Annotated in this window: 14 protein-coding genes; 10 read left to right on the top strand and 4 right to left on the bottom strand. The window is 51.8% G+C overall.

Going from position 1 to position 19,543, the window contains the following annotated elements:
• Window positions 1-60 precede the first annotated feature (60 nt).
• A complete protein-coding gene (gene cysK / locus JOD20_RS14160) occupies window positions 61-990 on the bottom strand; it encodes a cysteine synthase A (RefSeq protein WP_204755888.1) in 930 nt (309 codons plus the stop codon).
• A gap of 103 nt (window positions 991-1,093) precedes the next feature.
• Between cysK and JOD20_RS14155 the strand changes: the two genes are divergently transcribed.
• A complete protein-coding gene (locus JOD20_RS14155) occupies window positions 1,094-2,956 on the top strand; it encodes a cation:proton antiporter domain-containing protein (RefSeq protein ID WP_204755887.1) in 1,863 nt (620 codons plus the stop codon).
• Window positions 2,953-4,032: a potassium channel family protein gene (locus tag JOD20_RS14150; protein WP_204755886.1), complete on the top strand. Its 1,080-nt coding sequence runs from the start codon at window positions 2,953-2,955 to the stop codon at window positions 4,030-4,032. Before JOD20_RS14155 ends, JOD20_RS14150 begins: the two co-directional genes overlap by 4 nt.
• Here JOD20_RS14150 and JOD20_RS14145 read toward each other — a convergent pair.
• Both JOD20_RS14145 and JOD20_RS14140 read right to left on the bottom strand, forming a co-directional pair.
• A complete protein-coding gene (locus JOD20_RS14145) occupies window positions 4,029-5,114 on the bottom strand; it encodes a hypothetical protein (RefSeq protein WP_204755885.1) in 1,086 nt (361 codons plus the stop codon). The genes JOD20_RS14150 and JOD20_RS14145 overlap by 4 nt on opposite strands.
• Before the next feature lie 116 nt (window positions 5,115-5,230).
• Complete coding sequence (locus JOD20_RS14140; RefSeq protein WP_204755884.1) at window positions 5,231-6,106, bottom strand: LppM family (lipo)protein; 876 nt, start codon at window positions 6,104-6,106, stop codon at window positions 5,231-5,233.
• 122 nt (window positions 6,107-6,228) lie between these two features.
• On the opposite strand from JOD20_RS14140, the gene JOD20_RS14135 reads away from it, so the two are divergent.
• The 4 genes from JOD20_RS14135 (at window position 6,229) to JOD20_RS14120 (ending at window position 12,346) form a co-directional block, all read left to right on the top strand.
• Complete coding sequence (locus JOD20_RS14135) at window positions 6,229-8,088, top strand: immune inhibitor A domain-containing protein (RefSeq protein WP_204755883.1); 1,860 nt, start codon at window positions 6,229-6,231, stop codon at window positions 8,086-8,088.
• Between the two features lie 43 nt (window positions 8,089-8,131).
• Window positions 8,132-9,805, top strand: coding sequence for a sensor histidine kinase (locus JOD20_RS14130; protein ID WP_204755882.1), 1,674 nt, complete (start codon window positions 8,132-8,134; stop codon window positions 9,803-9,805).
• Between the two features lie 15 nt (window positions 9,806-9,820).
• Window positions 9,821-10,819 carry a YecA family protein gene (locus tag JOD20_RS14125; RefSeq protein ID WP_204755881.1) on the top strand — a complete coding sequence of 333 codons (999 nt, stop codon included), beginning with the start codon at window positions 9,821-9,823 and terminating at the stop codon, window positions 10,817-10,819.
• 135 nt (window positions 10,820-10,954) lie between these two features.
• Window positions 10,955-12,346, top strand: coding sequence for a Kelch repeat-containing protein (locus JOD20_RS14120; RefSeq protein ID WP_204755880.1), 1,392 nt, complete (start codon window positions 10,955-10,957; stop codon window positions 12,344-12,346).
• Here JOD20_RS14120 and JOD20_RS14115 read toward each other — a convergent pair whose 3' ends face one another.
• Entirely contained in the window at window positions 12,347-13,081 is a 735-nt protein-coding gene (locus tag JOD20_RS14115) for a metallophosphoesterase family protein (protein ID WP_204755879.1), read from the bottom strand.
• A 248-nt stretch (window positions 13,082-13,329) separates the two neighbouring features.
• On the opposite strand from JOD20_RS14115, the gene JOD20_RS14110 reads away from it, so the two are divergent.
• From JOD20_RS14110 to JOD20_RS14095, 4 genes are all read left to right on the top strand, one after another.
• A complete protein-coding gene (locus tag JOD20_RS14110) occupies window positions 13,330-14,808 on the top strand; it encodes a GerMN domain-containing protein (protein ID WP_204755878.1) in 1,479 nt (492 codons plus the stop codon).
• Window positions 14,809-15,168: 360 nt separating this feature from the next.
• Complete coding sequence (locus JOD20_RS14105) at window positions 15,169-17,289, top strand: Tex family protein (RefSeq protein ID WP_204755877.1); 2,121 nt, start codon at window positions 15,169-15,171, stop codon at window positions 17,287-17,289.
• A gap of 84 nt (window positions 17,290-17,373) precedes the next feature.
• Window positions 17,374-18,351: a deoxyhypusine synthase family protein gene (locus JOD20_RS14100; RefSeq protein ID WP_204755876.1), complete on the top strand. Its 978-nt coding sequence runs from the start codon at window positions 17,374-17,376 to the stop codon at window positions 18,349-18,351.
• Window positions 18,352-19,307: 956 nt separating this feature from the next.
• Complete coding sequence (locus JOD20_RS14095; RefSeq protein ID WP_204755875.1) at window positions 19,308-19,532, top strand: hypothetical protein; 225 nt, start codon at window positions 19,308-19,310, stop codon at window positions 19,530-19,532.
• Window positions 19,533-19,543: the final 11 nt, after the last annotated feature.

Here is a 19,543-nt window from a genome sequence, read left to right as displayed (position 1 = left end):
ATCACAAAGCATAGAATCTCAGCTACTGCTCCCTGGCAGCTAGCCCCTGACCCCTCAACGCTACTCAGCATCAAACAATGGCGTGCTGAGGTAGCGTTCGCCGTTGCTTGGCACAATAAAGACAATCGTTTTGCCAGCATTTTCTGGGCGGGCAGCTACTTGCAAAGCGGCCCAAGCGGCAGCTCCAGAGCTAATACCCACCATCAAGCCTTCTTCTTGGGCCAATTTGCGCGCCCATTCAAAGGCGTGTTCATTGGTCACCTGAATAACTTCATCGATCAAGCTGGTATCAAGCACATCGGGGATAAAGCCCGCCCCAATGCCTTGGATTTTATGCGGCCCCATTTTGCCACCAGAAAGCACCGGCGAGGCAGTTGGCTCAACCGCAATGGCCTTGAAGTTTGGATTGCGCGCTTTGAGCACCGAGGCTACGCCAGTCAGTGTGCCGCCAGTTCCAACGCCTGAAACCAAAATATCAACCGCGCCATCAGTATCATTCCAAATTTCTTCGGCGGTTGTGCGTTGATGTACTGCTGGATTGGCTTTATTTTTAAATTGTTGCGGAATAAAGCTGCCAGGTCGTTCGGCGGCTATTTCTTCGGCCTTGCGAATCGCGCCAGTCATGCCTTCTGGCCCTGGGGTCAGCACTAATTCAGCACCAAAGCCTTTGAGCAATTTGCGTCGCTCTAGGCTCATCGTTTCTGGCATAACTAGCACAATGCGGTAGCCTTTGGCTGCTGCCACGAAGGCCAAGCCAATGCCAGTATTGCCACTGGTTGGCTCGATAATCGTAGTTTCGCTTGGGTTGATCAGACCGTCGGCCTCCGCTGCCTCGATCATCGCCAAGCCAATGCGATCTTTGACGCTGCTCGCTGGGTTGAAGAACTCAAGCTTCGCTAATACCGTCGCCCCCGTGGTATTAACTTTGCCCAAGCGAACCAGCGGCGTGTTGCCGACAAGTTGGGTAATGTTTTCGTAAATCCGCGCCATCGTTTGGGTCCTTTTGTTAACTAAGTTAAACGATAAACCTAACAATAATAGTAGCATAGCTTAGGTTTGTGTCAATGTATCATGGCGCACAGAAAGGAGTTATATGGATGCACATAGTTTGCTGTTGATGGCGGGAATGGTAATTTGTTTTGGTATTGCCACCTTCGTGCTGGCCGAACGGATTGGCATCCCGTCGATTGTATTGTTGCTGTTGGTAGGGGTGCTGGTTGGCCCCGAAGTTTTTGGCTTGGTTGATCCATCGGCCTTAGGGGTTGGGCTGCGAGTATTAATTCCATTGTTTGTGGCGATTATTGTGTTTGAGGGTGGTTTGGTGCTCGATATCAACGATTTGCGCCGTTTATCCTACCCATTGCAGATGTTGATGAGCGTCGGAGCCTTGGTGACATGGGGCAGTGCAACCCTGGTAGCACATTTTGTGGCGGGCTTATCGTGGCCACTGGCAACCTTGTTTGGGGCTTTAATGAGTGTGACTGGGCCAACCGTGATCACACCCTTGATGCGGCGTAGCAATGCCAAAGAGCGCTTAAAAGTGTTGTTACAAGCTGAAGGCGTGCTGGTTGATGCGGTTGGCGCTATTTTGGCAGTGGTTGTACTTGATGTTTTGCTTACCAGCGGCACAACCATTAGTGGAGCCTTCGATTGGGCCGAACGCTTATTGCTTGGTTCGTTGATTGGCTTGGTTGGCGGCATTGGTTTGGCCTATGCCTTGCGCTTTATTGGCTCGAAACTCAATGCTGAAACCACCCGTTTGAGCGCGTTGGGTGGCGCAATTGCGATCTTTATTATTGCCGAAGCGATTTCGCATGAAGCTGGCATTGCCGCCGCAGCAGTTTCAGGGATTGTCGTTGGCAATATTGATTTTCCTCATGAAGAAGAAGTCGTGTTGTTCAAGGGCGACCTAACCATGCTGGCAATTACAATTATTTTTATTTTGCTAGCTGCGCGTTTGAAATTTGCCGATTTGGCCGCGCTTGGCTGGTGGGGCGTGTTGGCAGTGGTGTTGATGATTGTGGTGGTGCGACCATTGTGTGTCTTTGCCTCGACGCTTGGCTCAACGTTAACCTGGCGCGAACGGGCATTTATTGCTGCGGTTTGCCCACGCGGAGTTGTGGCCGCTTCGGTCGCCACCTTTGCCTCGATCTCATTGGAAGAAGCAGGATTTGCTGGGGGCAATTTGTTGATTGGCTTGGTCTTTATGACCGTGATCGGCACAGTAGTGTTGCAAAGCTTCACTACCCCACTATTTGCCCGTTTATTAGGAGTTGAACCGATGACCACTTTAGTTATTGGCGCGAATGATTTAGGCCAGCTCTTTGCCCGCCAACTACATAGCCAACATCACGATGTAGTCGTGATCGATACTGACCAACAATTGATCGATCGGGTGCGCCAACACGGCATAAGCACAATCACTGGCGATGCGACAGATCTGCAAGTGTTGCGTAAAGCTGGCGTTGAACGGGCCAAAGCGGTTGTAGCCTTGACCCCGAGTGATAAACTCAATCTGTTGGTAAGCCAAGTTGTGCGTTCGCATTTTAAAGTTGTAACCATTGTGGCTCGGGCTGAAAATGAAAGTACTAGCAGCGTTTTGCGCGATCTCGGAATTATGGTTTTGAATCCCTTACAAGCATCAATTGATGCTTTGACTCAATTGGTTCAAGGCCCATCAGCCATGAGCATGCTTTTAAGTCATCAAGCTGATCAAAGCATTTACGAAGTTGAAGTATCCAATCCGCGGGTTGTGGGTAAGCCGTTGAAACAGCTTAATTTGCCAAGTAATGTGTTGATTGTGGCGATTCGGCGGGCGGGCAATCTATTTGTGCCCGATGGCCAAACCGAATTACAAGCAGCAGATCAACTAACCTTAATTGGGACTGCCAGCACAATTCAACAAGCTGATCAACAACTGCGTGAGGGAGCGAGCGAGGCAATGTATCACGCATGAAACGAGCCAAAGCCCCTAGTCGCAAAGCCCGTTGGAAACGCTTGGTCGCTGCCTCGTTGCGCGACGGCTGGATTGTGTTTCGCGATTCGTGGGTCTGGTTGGGCTTGTGGCTCTTGCTGTGGCTGGGCTTTACGATGGCAATTTGGGCGGGCACGCGCCCGGCGCTGGCGTTTCACGAAGCGCTGTATCAAGCATTTAGCCAAATAACCCTTAACCCTGTGCCGTTGCCTGAGCCATGGTGGTTGCAGCTTTTGTTTTATCTCGCGCCAGCCTTGAATATTATTTTGCTGGCGCGAGGTGCGCTCAACATGGGCATTTTGCTCTTCGATAAACGCAATCGACGGGAGGCATGGCAAATGGCGTTAGCATCAACCTATCGTGATCATATTATTGTGTGTGGTTTGGGCAAGATTGGCTATCGAGTTGTTGGCCAATTGCTGGCCAGCGGCTGCGATATTGTGGTGATCGATGCCCATAGCGATGGGCCGTTTCATGAATTGGTGATGGGCCAGCATGTGCCAGTGATTATTGGCGATGCGCGCCAGCCAGAGCTGTTGCAACAAGCGGGTCTGCATCATGCCACCTCGCTCACTGTCGTCACTGGCGACGATTTGACCAACCTTGATATTGCGCTGACCGCGCGCGAACAACACCCCGATATTCATATTGTGATGCGGGTGTTCAACGATTCGTTGGCGGGCAAACTTAGCTCGGCGTTTAACATTCAGACCGCATTTAGCACCTCGGCCTTGGCAGCGCCAACCTTGGCCGCAGCAGCCTTAGGTCGCGGCATTACCAACGCCTTATATGTTGCGGGCAAATTGCTTTCGACGGTGGAAATTGTGGTTGAACGTGATGGCATTTTTGATGGCCGCTTGATTCAGACGGTCGAAAATCAACACGATATTTCGGTGCTCTATCGGCGTGGGCGTAATGGCGAAGATTTACGCCCACGTGGCGATGAACGCTTGACCAGCGGCGATCAACTGGTGATTATTGGGCCGCTGGCAGCTATTAATCATATTCAAGCCCAAAATAAACCAAATGCAGCGCCACACGCGCCATATCGGCTTTAGGCTTGATCGTTCGGATCTTGCCACATGCCCAAGGAGCGGGTTGGCGTGCGTCCGCCATACTCGGCAGGCGTTGAGCCAAAACTGGTTGGCTGTTCGTAGCTGGTGCTTGGTTGATATTCAGCAGGCTTGGGTGCATACGGCGCAACGCTATCGCTTGGTTGATATTCAGCAGGCTTGGGCACATACGGCGCAACGCTATCGCTTGGTTGATATTCAGCAGGCTTAGGTGTGTAGCTTGGCGGAGCTAGCGGTGCGGTTTGGCTGGCTGCTGGATAAGACGCAGTGCTCGGGCCAGCAGTTGCTGAATCATAGGGCTGATAGCTCGCAGTCGGCTTGCGGCGGCTCAACCCGAAGCCCACCCCCACCAAGATCAGACCAACCCCAACCAAGCCACCAACAACCCAAAGCGCCCATTGTGGCACAGCCGGGCTGAGTGTGCCAACGATTTCAAGCTGATAATCACGGGTCAGCGGATAAGGAAACTCATAGGTCAAGGTCTTTTTATCTTCGCTGATTGAGGCAATTTCGCGTTCGCTCCACGAATCGATGCTTTCGGGGAAGCGAATTGTCCAGCTCGTGGTTGGGCTAGCGATCAAACCAGAGCCTAGCACATCAGCGCTTTCTTGGCTATCGAACATGCTATTTTCGCCATTTTTGACTGTCGCACGCATGCGAACTTCGCGGCCATCTTGGATAACTTCAACATCCTCAAAACGCACCAAACTATACAATTCGTTCAAGTCAGTATTCGTTAATTGATCACGCAGCATCGCCGCATCGCGAAATTGCATGCGAATTACTGTGCCGCGATATTTGCCATCATCACTTTTCCAATTTTCGCTGCTTGCTTGCCATTCGGTGGGTAAGCCATTGGCAATTGAGCCTAACTCAAGCATTGCATCATCAAACACATCATCACTTACCCCAGAATTTCCCATCATGGCAAAATCGAGCATTTGCTGCGAAAAGCCCAGCCGAATTTCATACAAACCACTTCCATCGGGATTGAATTCAGTTTGTTGTTGCTGACTCACACACCCGCTCAACAACACCAGACCGAGAAGCAACAACCAAGCACGCATATACAAGCCTCCATTAATCAAAAATCACTCACTCTAATCGTACCGCAATTTTGCCAGCTAAAACGCCAACACTCCGCCCTAAAGACGGAGTGTTGGCCAAAATGTTTCAAGTTTGGTTATGGTTTGCGGTTAGGGTCATTGGGATCTGAATAATTTTGTTGGGCGTTCGGGTCGTAGGTTTGGCCACCATATTGTTGATAACCAGCGGCCACTGGAGCTGCTTTGCGGCGATTCATCACAAATAAGCCGACACCTGCCAAAACCACCAACAAACCAATGCCGCCAATAATCAACGGCAAGTTACTCCCGCCACCCTTCGACGAAACAGCCTTCAAGCTATAGGTTGCAACCTTGTCGGCAGGAATCTTCCACGTAACGGTATTGCCATTGACAGTGGTAATTTCAGCTGGGCCTGATTCGGTAATTTCGCCAGGCAAGGTGATTTGCCAGACAATCACAGCACTTTTTGGATCTTCAACTTCGCTGGGTAATTCACCCATTTCGCCGCCACTTTGGGCTGCAAGGTCAGCTGCCAAGTCGGTAGCGGTTGCATTGCCAGTAACCGTATAGTTATCGCCATCATCAGTCACTTTCAAATTTGATAATGACTGGGTAGCTGGAATTTGTTCGCTATCCGAATCACTCATAAATTTGTTCAGTTGCTCATTGAGCATAGCAAGGTTATCAAACTTCATGTCAACCTTCACGCCTTTGAAGGTCGTGCCATTGATGGTTTCTTGCCAATCAGCAGCAGTTGCGCCCCATTCGGCGGGATAGGCAGCTACACCTTCTTTAACATCAGCGAATGGTTCTTGAGCATCGTCGCCACCAAGCTGTTGGAGCATGGCCAAACCTTTTTCGCCCAAGCCCGCTTTAAAGGTGTTTGTGCCAGTGCCATCATCTTTAATCGAAGTTTCGATTTGTGAGGCAACACAGCCGCTCAGGGAAAGTGCTAAAACGCCGACTAAAATACGGCTCATCCATTGTTTCATGGGTTTCGCTCCTTCAATAATTATTCTACCGGAGGATACTGCGATTATAGATGGCAAACCATGCCATGTCTACCGAAGTTCTGTGCTATCCTGATAGCAAAATTGCGATAAGGATCAATGGTATGCGTTGCTGGCAAATCTGCCTTTTGCTTTTGATGTTGGCCGGTTGTAGCACAACCACCCCTGCAAAGCCCACCCAACCACCAACTACAAGCTCATTAACGCCAACTCAGTCACTCAATCCGACGCACGTTGTCGCCACAACCCTTCCAATAATTGCTGATGAAGCAGCCGTGGAACAAGCCAACCAACAAGGGCTTGAGCGCGATTTGGCTCAATTGGCAGTTGATTGGCGCTTGATTGAGGCCAAATCACCAGCCGTGCTGCCCAAAATGCCACCTCCATACGAGCAACGCAGCTTTTGGGTTACCGACTTGACGAGCAATCAACAGCGCAATATCAGTGCCACCCTTCAACTCAGCACAACCCACTTGTTAATCTATGTGGCTGATGATTTGCCAGTTGACCAAGCAGCGCTGAGCAATGCTGCCCAGCAATTTGAGCAAGTTGGCTGGCCGCTGCTTGCCAAATGGTATCCGCAACAGGCTTGGCCCAAAGTGCCCGTAACCGTGCTCAATACCAATATTAGCGGAGCTGGCGGCTACTATGCCAGCGATAATGAACTGTCCCAAGCGATCAATCCCTTTTCGAATGAACGTGAGATGGTGGTGATTAACGCTGCGGCCACGCCACCAAATGATCCGAGTTATGTTGCTACCGTGATCCACGAGATGCAGCATTTATTGCAACGCAATGTGCTGAGCCACCCAGCAACATGGATCAACGAAGGCGCTTCGATGCTCAGCGAACAGCGCTCAGGCTATGGCAACGATAGCTTGGCGCTCGATTTTCTGGCCTCGCCCGATACCCAACTGAATGCATGGGCCAGCAGCCCGGGCACTGCGCTCAAGCACTATGGCGCGGCCCAGCTTTTTCTGAGCTACCTTGATCAGCAGCTGGCTGGCTTGCCGATGGGAACCTTGGCCGCAGCCGATGCTGGCGATAATTTAACCAGCATTACCAGCCTGATGGCCACCCGCTACCCCGATATGAGCAGCTTTGACCATGTGTTTGCTGCTTGGGCGGTGGCCAATTTGGTTAATGATGACAGTTTGGCTGATGGCCGTTATGGCTACGATCTGCCCCGTGCTGTGATGCCAGAACCAGCCCAAAGTAGCAAACAAAACCTCAGCATTCAGCAATTTGGCAGCGATTATTTGGCCTTTGAGCCAGCAGCCTTCGAACGAACAGTTGAATGGCAGGGCAATAACACTGTACCTATTTTCGCTGCTGATGTGACAAATAGCGCCACATGGTGGAGTGGCCGTGGCGATGCCCGCGTCAGTACATTAACCACGGCAATTCAGGTGCCAAGCACGGGCAGCACATTAAGCTATCAACGCTGGTTTGATTTAGAGCAAGATTACGATTATGCCTATCTCAGCGTCTCGCTTGACCAAGGCCAAACCTGGCAGGCAATCGCCACCTCAGCCAGCACTGGCGCTAATCCGGTTGGCTTAAATATTGGCGCTGGCTGGACAGGCCAACAAACCAGTTGGCAAGCAGAAAGCGTCGATCTCACGCCGTGGGCAGGCCAAAACATTCAACTGCGCTTTTGGGTTATCAACGATGAAGCCTATAATGCTCCTGGTTTGGCCTTGAGCGATCTGACAATCGCTGGCCTAACCCCAGAATGGCAGGGCGCTGGTTTTGTGCCGGTACACAATCAACTAGCTCAACGCTGGATGCTCACGGCGGTGCTCTATGATCAAACTGGGGCAATCAAAATTATGTCAATTCCAACTGATAATGGCAAGGCACGCTGGGTCATTCCGGCCAATCAGCGCGCGGTTTTGGTGCTCAATGCAACGACGCAAGGCACAACCGAAGCAGCCGATTACAGCTATAACGTCACACCGTAGTATAATTGGGCAGCCCTAGCTTAGATGGATTGAGGATTGGCTCATGACTGAAAGCGTCGCAATTGCCGAGCAGCCTAGCCAAATGGCTGCCATACCCAGCCCACGTTCGCCCTTAAGTCGGTTGTTATTGCCAATTGCCTTGGTTGTCTTGGCGCTTGGCGCAGGGCTTGCAGCGTGGAGTGGGCTTAATTTTGGTTCGCAACCCATGCTCATTGGCGCAATTGCTGGCGGGATTGGCGCACTCGCCGCCTTGGTTGGCTTGATTGCTGGCCTGCGTCGACGCTTGCCCTTGAGCGGTTGGGCTTTGGTCATTGGCACACTAAGTATTGCCCTCGGCGCGACTATGGTCTTTCCCGACCAGCGTGAATTGGCGATTATCAGCGCGGCCTTGCCGGTGTTGTGTGCAGCTTTGACCTTGCGCCCCTTGCACACTGCTATTGTTACGGTTGTTAGTTTAGCTAGTTTGTGGGCCGCAGCCTATTTCGCCGCTGCCGAGCCAAGCAGCAACCAATTAATTCAATGGGGCGTGCTGAGCGCCTTTGTGTTGGTGATCAGCGTTTTTGGTTTGGTATGTAGCGCAGCCTTGCGCGCCTTTGACCGCCAGCAAACCGTTGGCCACGAATCGACGACCCAGCTCAACAAGCAGCTTGGCGAAGAACAAGAGCGGGTCGAACGCGCCGCCCAATTATTGGTGCAAGAGCGCGATCGGCTGGCGGCGGTGCTTGGCGCAGCGAGCGATGGCGTGGTTTTGGCCGATAGCAATGGCGTAATCGTCCAGGCCAATGCTGCTGCCCGCCAGTTGTTGAATGAAACCTTTGGCGGCACGCTTGAAGGCCAAGCGCTCAACCAATGGAGCCAAGAAAACACAGGCCGCCTGCGCGTGATCAGCAACGAGCGCGAAGGCGAACGCCAACGAGTGGTTTTTGAGCAACAACAAGGTACGCGCAAGCCCGTCATTGGCCTGAATCAAGTGCCAATTCGCAGTAGCGCTGGCAGCGTTTTGGGTTATGTTGGGGTGTTTCACGATAAAACCACCGAATTGGAAGTTGAGGAAATGCGCTCGCAATTGCTCGATTTCTTGGTGCAAGATATGCATGATCCGCTCAATTCAGTGTTAGCGGCCCAAGATACCTTGTTGGCTGGCGATTTGGGCGATGGCAACGAGCGGGTGCTATCAACCGCCCGCCGCACAACCTCGCGCTTGGTCGAATTGACCAATACCTTGATGGAAATGAGCCGTTTGCATGGCGATGCCAACAGCTTGCACCGTTTGGCCAACCCTCTGCGGCCACTCATCGAAGGCAGCATTGCTCAAGCCACGCCCCAAGCCCAACAACGTGCAATCAACCTTGTGTTGGAATATGGCGCTGATAGTGGTGGGCTGGCGTTTGATGCCGATAAGATGCGCCGCGTGATGAGCCATCTGTTGGATAATGCCTTGCGCCGCAGCCCAGCCTATAGCACGGTGCGGGTGCAGGTCAGCAACACTGGCGGCAATGCCCAAGTGCGGATCGCCGACCAAGGCCCAAGTATTCCGGTCGAGCTGGCGGGCCGCATTTTCGACCGCTTCAGCAAACAGGTTGGCGAGCAACGCATCGGCGGGGTTGGCTTGGCCTATTGCAAGCAGGTGATCGAGGCCCATGGTGGCCGCATTTGGGTCGATAGCACGCCTGGCAAAGGCAGTACTTTTATCTTTAGCATGCCCTCAGCAGCATAATCTAGGAGTAGTTCCATGGCAAAAGTAGGCCGCAACGATCCATGCCCATGTGGCAGTGGCAAAAAATATAAACAATGTCATGAAGCAGCTGATCGAGCACAAGAAGACCAGTTGCGCTTATTGCGCCGTGCCCAAGATCGCTTGTTTCCCAAATTGATCGATGCCAGCCAAAACGACGATTTAGCGCCCAAAACCCCTGCTTTGTTTGAGCAATATTGGGGTGGCCGCTACACTGCCGCCGATATGATCGACCTTGACGAGAAGGAAGATCGCGGCTCAGAGCGCTTCTTGACTTGGCTCGCCTTCGATGCCCAAAGTGGCGACGACGGCTCAACCTTGGTCGAACGCATCGCTGCCAATCCGCCAGCAGAGCTTGAGCTTGACGAGCATGAACTTAATCTGCTGCCAACGTGGTCGGGCATTCGCTTGCGACCATACCTAATCGTCGAAATTATTAAGGGCAAAGGTGCGTTGATTGAAGAGGTTTTAACCAAAGAAACCTTCACCCTGCGCGACCATGCCGCCGCCAAACGCTTAGAAGAAAACGAATTGATTTTCGCCCACCTTGTGCCAGTTGGCGATGAATACTACATTGCTGGCGCTGCGGCCCAAACCACTCCCGACACCGTGGAAAAACTACACGAGTTCTTGGCCGTCAGCTTGGAAGATTGGCAATTGCGCAATCCTGATGCAGATTTGAACCAGTTTGTGCGCGAAAATAGCCACTTGTTCAATCATTTTATCTCGGTGTTGCCACGCGAGGAAAAAGAGCCATCGAAATTTGACGATTTGATGTTGCGTGGCCGTGCAGCCTTGTTAATGACCAAACAATCGTTGGGTTTGGGCAAGGATGACGACGACGATGATGATGACGATTTCGACGACAGTGATAATGACGACGCTGACGACGCTGACGATTTTGATGACAGCAATGATGATAGCGACACTGATCAGCCTGAGAGCGACGACGATGCTGATCAAGCAGCTGATTCGAGCGAACAGCCAGCCAAATAAACAGCGTTAAGAGAGCGATCAGGGGTAGGAATCAAATCCTGATTCCTACCCCTGATTGTTGATTAACCCTTTGACTTTGCTTCTGCGTTCAGCTACCATGCAAGCGATCGAGAATTGGCTCAGGAATTGAGGAATATGTCTGAACAATCACCACTTAGCGAGCGTGAAATTGAAGTCTTGCAACAGCTAGCGCTGGGGGCAAGCAATAACGAAATCGCCAATACGCTCGTCATCAGCCCCAACACGGTTAAAGTACATATCCGCAATATCTATGCTAAGTTAGGGGTGTTATCGCGAACAGAGGCAACGCTCGAAGCAGTACGTCGGGGCTTAATTGAGGTTGCAGTTAACCCAACCCTCGCGCCAGAGCCAGAAATTGTGCCAACTGAGCCAGAACCGATTGTTACGCCCCCAAGCAGCGAGCCAACCCCACCCGAACCAGTTCAAGCGACCACGATTGTGCAACCAACAATAACGCCAACGCCCGATCCCATTACCCCTGTGCTGACCCAACCAACCAATCAAATTACGATTCCGCGCGGCTATGCGTTGGCGATTTTGGGCGTGTTGGGTGGGCTGATTGTAGCGGTAATGGCGATTGGCTGGTTTGTTGTGCGCAACAACATCACGCCCACAACCCAACCTGCGCCAACCACCGTTGTGAGTAATGTATGGCAACCATTAACTGCCTTGCCCCAACCAACCTATCAACATACCGGGGTCTTTTTGGCCGATAGCTTGATTGTGATTGGCGGCAATACCGAGACGGGCGTGGTAGCGCAAACTTGGCAACTCAACCTTGCGACCGGAGCATGGCGCGAGCTTGCGCCCAAGCCAACCGCAGTCGTAGCCAGCGGCGCAGTGCAGATTGCCGGCCAAATTTATGTGGCTGGGGGTCGCGATAAAAACGGCAATGCAAGCAAGAGCTTTGAGATTTTTGATCTGGCACAAAATCGCTGGCAAAGTGGGCCAGCCATGCCTGAAGCACGCGCCAATGCCATGGTTGCAGCAATTGATGGCAAAGTGTATGTGTTTGGCGGCGAAAGCGAAAGCGTGATTGCCAACACCACGTTTATTTATAGCCCCGACAGCAAAAACTGGAGCCAAGGCACACCCATCCCATTGCCATTACGCGATGCGGCGCTTGCCCAAAACGGCAGCGATGTGGTCCTGATCGGTGGCCAAACCACCACTGGCCCAAACCTCAAAACCTGGCGTTTGCAAACTGGTGAGTGGCAAGCCTTGGCCGATTTGCCAGCTCCACGGATTGACGCTGGCGCAGTGTATATTACCAATCAAATCTATCTGGTTGGTGGCGCGGAAGGCGATCAGCCGGTGCTGGTTTTGCAAAACAACCTGTGGACGACAACCGATTTACGCACAGGCCATGCCCTCAGCGAACACCTCGTGCTTTCAAATGCTCGGGATATTTATAGCATTGGTGGGTGGAATGGCACGAATGCGCTCGCTGAAACTCGCAGCTGGACACCAATTACCAACATCTTTTTGCCTGGCGTGGGCCGATAGCTACATCCCAAAGCTCAAACGGGCAGCCAAAATATTGGGCAAGCCATGTTCAAGCATCAAGGTTTGGGTGCGCCGAATATTGTAAGTTGTGCGATGGAACGTGACCGTTTGTTGCTCATCGTCGTAAATCGCCCAGCCAGAGCGGGCATCGCCATCGCGGGGTTGGCCTACGCCCCCAGCATTGATGATATAGCGCTTATCTGGTTGCAGCTTCAGCACCAAGTTATCGGTGGGAATCGTGGCGGTACAATGGTCGCCAAGCATATCGGCAGTAAAAATAACTGGCTGATGCGTATGGCCAACAAAGCAAATAGGTGTGCTAAAATGATCAAACGAATAGGTTGCCCCCACCGTATCAAGTAAATATTCCCAAACTGGGTCGCGTGGGCTGCCATGCGCCAACGTAACCGTATCGTTCACCTGCTGCATGGGGCTAAGGCTAAGCAAAAACTCGCGATTGTCCTCGGTTAATTGCGACCCATTCCATTCGTTGGCAATCCGAGCATCACGATTAAAATTGTTCAGCGAAATTGAGCCAAGGCAACCAAGGTCGTGATTCCCGACCAACATCGCTTGCTGGCGTTCACGCATGAGCGCAACACATTCATTTGGTTGAGGCCCATAACCAACCGTATCACCCAAACACCAAACCGAATCGACCTCGCCTGCTGCTCCAAGAACAGCTTCCAGTGCGGCTAAGTTAGCATGAATATCAGCAAGAACCAGAACCCGCATGTGTTACCTTTCTGCAATCAAGCGCTGTTTCTGTGGCAAGGGTTGGTAGAGTATAATGGCGGTCAGAAGCCTTTTGAGCTTGAACGAGGAACGTCGTGGAACCAGTGCATCACTGCCCATATGTGGGCCTTAAACAAAATCGTGCGATTCGTTTCGCGAGTCCTACGTCGGAGCACCGCTGCTACATAACTGGTGAGGCCCACGATATTCCAGTGCCCCAAGCCGCGTTTTGTTTAAGTAGCAACCATGTGCGTTGCCCATTATATACTGGTGAAGATCTGCCGATTGAGCAGGCGGTTAGCCCGCCTACGCCGGTTGGGGTTGGTGGTTGGCGCGGTTGGCTCGCTGGCTTATCTACCCGCGATCGCCGCATTTATGCCACCTTAGTTGGCTTGCTCTGCTTAATTATTGTGGCCTATGCCATTAGCGGGGTTGTGTTATTTAGCAACAACTCCAGCCCTACGACACCGAGCACCACATCGTTGGTCGTGCAACCAACCAACGCTGGTCCAACATTAACCGTTTCACCATCGCCAAATGCCTTTGCCACAGCAGCGGTTCGTCAAACTCAAACAGCCGAAGCCATCGCTCTAACCACTACCGCCACTCCCTCGGTCTCTGCTACGCCATCGGCTTCTGCAACCACTCAGGTGATTCTTGCATCGCCTACATTTGTTATTGTACCGCCAACTGAAGATGTGATTGTTGCTAGTCCAACTCCTAGCATTCCGTTTGCCACCGATCTGCCGACGTTCGAGCCAACGTTATCGCCAATTGCAACCGCTGTACCAACCGTGGAACCAACAATCGAGCCAACCGTACAACCAACGGTCGAGCCAACCGTACAACCAACGGTTGAACCAACAATCGAGCCAACCACCGAACCGCTGCCAGAACCAACTGCCCCGCCAACCGAGGAAACTGGTGGCCGTGAGGTCAATCAAGTGACGCTGTTTTATGCAGATAGCAGTGGTCAAGTGTTAGTGCCGGTGTCGCGCCAAATTGCAACGACGCGCCAGCCACGCACTGCTGCGATCCACGAGTTGATTGCTGGAGCACGCAGCGATTTACGCAGTTTGTTGCCCAGCGATACCCAATTGCTTGGGCTACGGCTCAACAGTGGCATCGCTACGGCTAATTTTAACCGTATCCCGACGTTTGGCAATTCAGGTGTGGAAGATTTGGGCTTGCGTTCGATCGTTTTGGCCTTGACTGAACAACCAGACGTTAGCCAAGTGCAGCTTCAAGTCCAAGGCCAGAATCTTGGGGGCTTGCGTTACCGACCCAACGTCAACCCCGATAATCCGCAGGGTTTAAATGGCCAGTTTAACACAACTTCGTTCTTACCGTTGTATTTCCAAGCCAGCACTGGCCGTTGGGTGCGTGTGATGCGCCTCGTGCCAAGCACCAAAACCGAGGCCCGCGCCACTGTCGATGAGCTTATTCGCGGTGCTGGCCGCTATAGTAATGTGGTCAGCAGTGCAATTCCTAGCACAAGCCAAGTTCGGCGTTTGGTGATTGTCGATGGCGTGGCCCAGCTCGATCTCAGCGCTGAATTCACCCAAACCAGCAATCCCCGCGCAGCCGTTGATGCTTTGGTATTGGCATTAACCTCGTTCAGCAGCGTTCAACAGGTCTTGATCACAATCGAAGGCCAGCCGCTCAGCGCTACTTGGGGCGAAGCATTGAGTAATCCATTTACGCGCCCTCAACTCAATCCTGAGTAGGATTAGTAGGGGTCAGGGGCCAAGGACTAGGGTTGAAGATACCTATGAATTACCGCCAAATAGCACAATAAATCTATACTTCATGTTCTTCGTGCTCTTCGTGGATCGAAATGTTAACGAAGCGGCGCAGAGAACCAAAGGATGAAGTATGAGGGAGGAAAAATAAAATTCCGATAGCCGATAGCCATACCCCATAGCCTCATCCCCCTTCGTGCGCTTCGTGTCCTTCGTGGTTAAAAACTCTTCGTGGTTTCCGTCTCCCTAGACCCTGAACCCTTATCCCTCATACCACTTCCCCCGTGTCGATCAAACCTGCTATGTTAAAATGAAGCTATTGGTTTAGCTAGATTGGGAACTTGTATGGATTATGCTCATTTAATTGCCAAAAGCTTGACGGTGCGTGCCGACCAAGTTACTGCCGCAATTCAACTGTTTGATGCAGGCAATACCTTGCCGTTTGTCGCTCGCTACCGCAAGGAGCAAACTGGCGGCTTGGATGAAGAACAATTGCGCAGCATCCAAAGCCAAATTGCCCGCTTGCGCGAGCTTGATGAACGTCGCGAGGCGATTTTGAATACCCTGCGCGAACAAGGCACCTTGACTGATGCGCTGGCCCAAGCCTTGGCCGCAGCCAGCGATAAAACGACGCTCGAAGATTTGTATGCACCCTTCAAGCCCAAACGCCGCACCCGCGCCAGCATCGCCCGCGAACGTGGCCTCGAAGGCTTGGCCGAGATTATCCAGATGCAGCCCAACGACGCAATCGAGGCCACTGCCCGCCAGTTTCTCAACGACCACGTTGCGAGCGTTGAAGATGCCTTGGCCGGAGCGCGCGATATTGTGGCCGAGCAGCTGAGCGAGCATCCAGAAGTGCGCCGCCAAACCCGCGAACGAGCCTTGCGTTGGGGCGTTGCCCGCAGCGAGTTGATCGCCGATGCCGACGATAGCAAAGGCGTTTACCAGACCTATTACCAATTTGAGGCCATCGCCAATCGGCTCAAGCCCTACCAAGTGCTGGCGCTCAATCGCGGCGAGGCCGAACATATTTTGCGCTTCAAAATTCAGGTCAGCGAACGCGATTGGGCCGATGTTGCCGCCAAATATTTTCCGCTCGATCAACGCTCACAATGGTCTGAACAGCTGCGTTTGGCGGTTCACGATGGTGCTGAGCGCTTGCTGCTGCCAGCAATCGAACGCGATGTGCGCCGCGCCTTGACCGAACAAGCAGAAAGCCATGCGATCACCGTTTTTGCCAAAAACGTGCATTCGTTGCTGTTGCAAGCGCCAATTGCCAATAACGTCGTGCTTGGGCTTGACCCGGGCTTTCGCACTGGCTGCAAAGTGGCGATTATTGGCCAAACTGGCAATGTGCTCACCACTGCGACAATTTATCCCCACAGTGGCGCGGCAGCTCGCGAACGAGCCTTTCAAGAATTACAGGGCTTGATCAAACGCTATGCTGTAAGTTTAATTGCCATTGGCAATGGCACAGCCTCGCGCGAAACCGAGCAATTGGTTGCCGATGTAATTCGCCAAAATGCTGGCCTCAAATATTTGATTGTCAGCGAAGCAGGAGCCAGCGTCTATAGCGCCAGCACACTTGCTCGCAACGAATTGCCCGATCTCGATGTAAGTTTGCGCGGCGCAGTTTCGATTGCCCGTCGCGTGCAAGACCCGCTTGCAGAGTTGGTCAAAATCGAGCCAAAAGCAATTGGCGTGGGCATGTATCAACACGATGTTGATCAAACTGCGCTGGGCAATGCTCTCGATGGCGTGGTTGAAAGCGCGGTTAATAATGTTGGCGTTGATGTCAACACCGCCTCGCCTGCGCTCTTGCGCTACGTTGCGGGGATTGGCCCCAAACTTTCGGCCCAAATTGTCAGCCATCGCGAGGAACATGGGCCTTTTCGTTCGCGCGTCGCACTCAAAAAGGTCAAAGGCCTTGGGCCAAAAGCCTTTGAACAAGCAGCAGGCTTCTTGCGCATTCGCGATGGCGATGAGGCCTTGGATGCCAGCGCCATTCACCCAGAAAGCTATGCTGTAGCACGAAATTTGCTAGCCAAGCTCAATATCAATGCCAAAACAGGCCGCAACGAACGCATCAAACGCTTGGAAGATCTGAAAAACCAGCCATTGCATGGCCTTGCAGCAGAATTAGGCACCGGCGTGCCAACCTTGAGCGATATTATCGACCAACTTTTGCGCCCAGGCCGTGACCCACGCGAGGATGTACCAGCACCGATTTTGCGCAGCGATGTGCTAGCTTTTGAAGATTTGCAGCCAGGCATGCAGCTCAAAGGCACCGTGCGCAATGTCGTCGATTGGGGTGCATTCATCGATTTGGGGGTCAAACACGATGGCTTATTGCACCGTTCGCAAATTCCTCGTGGCCTGAGTTTGAGCGTTGGCGATATTGTGGATGTTAGTATTCAATCGATTGACCAAGAACGCAAACGGATTGCCCTCGTTTTAGCGCAATAATCGGGGCAGCCTGCGGTACAATAGACGGCGGCGCTAGCCCAATCTAGCGCCTTAATCTTTGCATTATCAATAAAGAGGTAGCTTGTGAGCACAACTCCTATCAGCGATTTTTTGCGCCATAACTTTCGCCACTTCAATGCGGCAGCCTTAATCGATGCCAGCGATGCCTATGTGCAGCACCTTGCCAATAATGGCAAAATGATGATTACGCTTGCAGGCGCGATGAGCACCGCCGAATTGGGTCTCTCGTTGGCCAAAATGATTCGCCAAGATAAAGTGCAGATTATTTCGTGTACCGGAGCCAATCTCGAAGAAGATTTGTTTAACTTGGTGGCCCACGATTACTACGAACGCGTGCCACATTATCGCGATTTAACCCCCGATGATGAAGCAGAACTCTTGGCCCGCCACATGAATCGCGTCACCGACACCTGTATTCCAGAAGAAGAAGCCATGCGCCGCTTGGAGCGGGCCTTGGTCGATGAATGGACAGCAGCCGATGCCGCTGGCGAGCGCTATTTCCCCCACGAGTTTTTATATCGGATCTTGCGCAAAGGTGTGTTGGAAGAATTCTTCCAAATCGACATCAAAGATTCGTGGATGTACGCCGCGATGGAGAAAAACCTGCCAATCATCGTGCCAGGCTGGGAAGATTCAACGACTGGGAATATGTTTGCAGCTCACGTTATGCAAGGCGAAGTCAAAAATGTGCACACCGTGCGCACGGGCATCGAATACATGACATATTTGGCCGACTGGTATATCGAAACCAGCAAAACCCATTCAATTGGCTTCTATCAAATTGGCGGCGGTATCGCTGGTGACTTCCCAATTTGTGTTGTGCCAATGTTGCACCAAGATATGCAGATGGGCAATGTGCCAGTCTGGGGCTACTTCTGCCAAATCAGCGATTCGACCACCAGCTATGGCTCGTACTCAGGCGCTGTGCCCAACGAAAAAATTACCTGGGGCAAGCTGGAGCCAACCACACCGAAGTTTATCGTTGAATCCGATGCCTCAATCGTGGCTCCGTTGATGTTTGCCTTGATTTTGGGGCAATAAACAGAGCATAGAACAGAGAGCTAGTGGCTATTGGCTTTGGGCTATTGGCTATCGGAATGATTGATTCTGGTAGTTCCAAGATATTTAGTTCCAAAACCGATAGCCCATAAACTCATTCCTCTGCGTCTCTGCGTTAAATTTGATCCACAAAGAGCACGAAGCCTGAAACCGCGAAGAAAACGCGGCTATGGACTATCGGTTTTTGACGTTACCAACAAATGCCCGATAGCCCATAGCCTATAGCCATGATCCCTCTGCGCCGCTGCCTTAAGTTAAAGCTGTTACGTTTCATTCCTCATCCTTCTATTTTGCCTTTTGACTTCTGATTTTTGACTTTCATCCTTAAACCTACAACTATACATATATAGCCATGGCTCGATATTTGCTTAGCAGAAGCCCTCAAGGAAGCACCGACAAATACCTAGCTCAGCTTGGTTAATCGCGCTTACTGTTGGGCTAAATTCTGGCCCAATTGACCAAAACACTCAGCATTTAAACCTAAATTGCTGGCCAATCCAACCTAGATGATAGTGTTCGCAGGCGACATAACCATTATGCTTGGGGCAAATCGTTCCAGTATGTTGGCAAAGCAGGCTCAAATTCTCTCACCTTTGCCAGCAATGGCCTAAGCACGTTCGCGCTGCGAGGCTGTGGTCGATGCGCCCCACGATTGTGGGAAAACTGCGGCAGAGATTTATCCTGGTAAGCGTCAACGTTAAGCCTAGCCCAACGAGTAACTACTGTTAGCGCAATGTTAAAGGGTAGCCAAAAGGAATTTTTCTAGGAACGTTCGGCGTTTTCAAACGTTCTACTTACATCGAAAGCAAATTGGGTAAATTAGTTGGTTAACTTGAAATTGTAGGCTGAAACCATAGTTTTCTTGCTGGAGAAAACGTTTCCAACCAGCAAGCGAGGCTATTGGTGAATAGTAGAAACGAAAGGGTAGTAGCACACAAATGAGCATGGTGATTGAAACCCAAACATATACAATCAAAATTTCGCCTAATGCTGATGAGCAAAGCATTTCGATCGTGCGCTCTGATGGCATCGAGGCTACATGTTACCAACTTAACGAAGTGATAACCGTTGTTGAAGTGCTCGGCGGGCGCGGCTGGTGGCAACAACACCAAACTCAAATTCGCACCCTGCTTGAAGCCTGCTTTGGGGAAACAGTCTGTTAAACTCCAAGCCA

It is taken from the genome of Herpetosiphon giganteus, assembly GCF_016907925.1.
In the GTDB taxonomy this organism is placed as follows: Bacteria; Chloroflexota; Chloroflexia; order Chloroflexales; family Herpetosiphonaceae; genus Herpetosiphon; species Herpetosiphon giganteus.
Note: the sequence above shows the minus strand (reverse complement) of the source record. Positions and strands in the feature narration are given on the sequence as shown.

Coding starts and splice junctions, on each gene's coding strand:
- JOD20_RS14135 (WP_204755883.1), top strand. CDS start 6,229: ATGCGTTGCTGGCAAATCTGCCTTTTGCTTTTGATGTTGGCCGGTTGT.
- JOD20_RS14140 (WP_204755884.1), bottom strand. CDS start 6,106: ATGAAACAATGGATGAGCCGTATTTTAGTCGGCGTTTTAGCACTTTCC.
- JOD20_RS14120 (WP_204755880.1), top strand. CDS start 10,955: ATGTCTGAACAATCACCACTTAGCGAGCGTGAAATTGAAGTCTTGCAA.
- JOD20_RS14125 (WP_204755881.1), top strand. CDS start 9,821: ATGGCAAAAGTAGGCCGCAACGATCCATGCCCATGTGGCAGTGGCAAA.
- JOD20_RS14115 (WP_204755879.1), bottom strand. CDS start 13,081: ATGCGGGTTCTGGTTCTTGCTGATATTCATGCTAACTTAGCCGCACTG.
- JOD20_RS14095 (WP_204755875.1), top strand. CDS start 19,308: ATGAGCATGGTGATTGAAACCCAAACATATACAATCAAAATTTCGCCT.
- JOD20_RS14130 (WP_204755882.1), top strand. CDS start 8,132: ATGACTGAAAGCGTCGCAATTGCCGAGCAGCCTAGCCAAATGGCTGCC.
- cysK (WP_204755888.1), bottom strand. CDS start 990: ATGGCGCGGATTTACGAAAACATTACCCAACTTGTCGGCAACACGCCG.
- JOD20_RS14105 (WP_204755877.1), top strand. CDS start 15,169: ATGGATTATGCTCATTTAATTGCCAAAAGCTTGACGGTGCGTGCCGAC.
- JOD20_RS14145 (WP_204755885.1), bottom strand. CDS start 5,114: ATGCGTGCTTGGTTGTTGCTTCTCGGTCTGGTGTTGTTGAGCGGGTGT.
- JOD20_RS14150 (WP_204755886.1), top strand. CDS start 2,953: ATGAAACGAGCCAAAGCCCCTAGTCGCAAAGCCCGTTGGAAACGCTTG.
- JOD20_RS14155 (WP_204755887.1), top strand. CDS start 1,094: ATGGATGCACATAGTTTGCTGTTGATGGCGGGAATGGTAATTTGTTTT.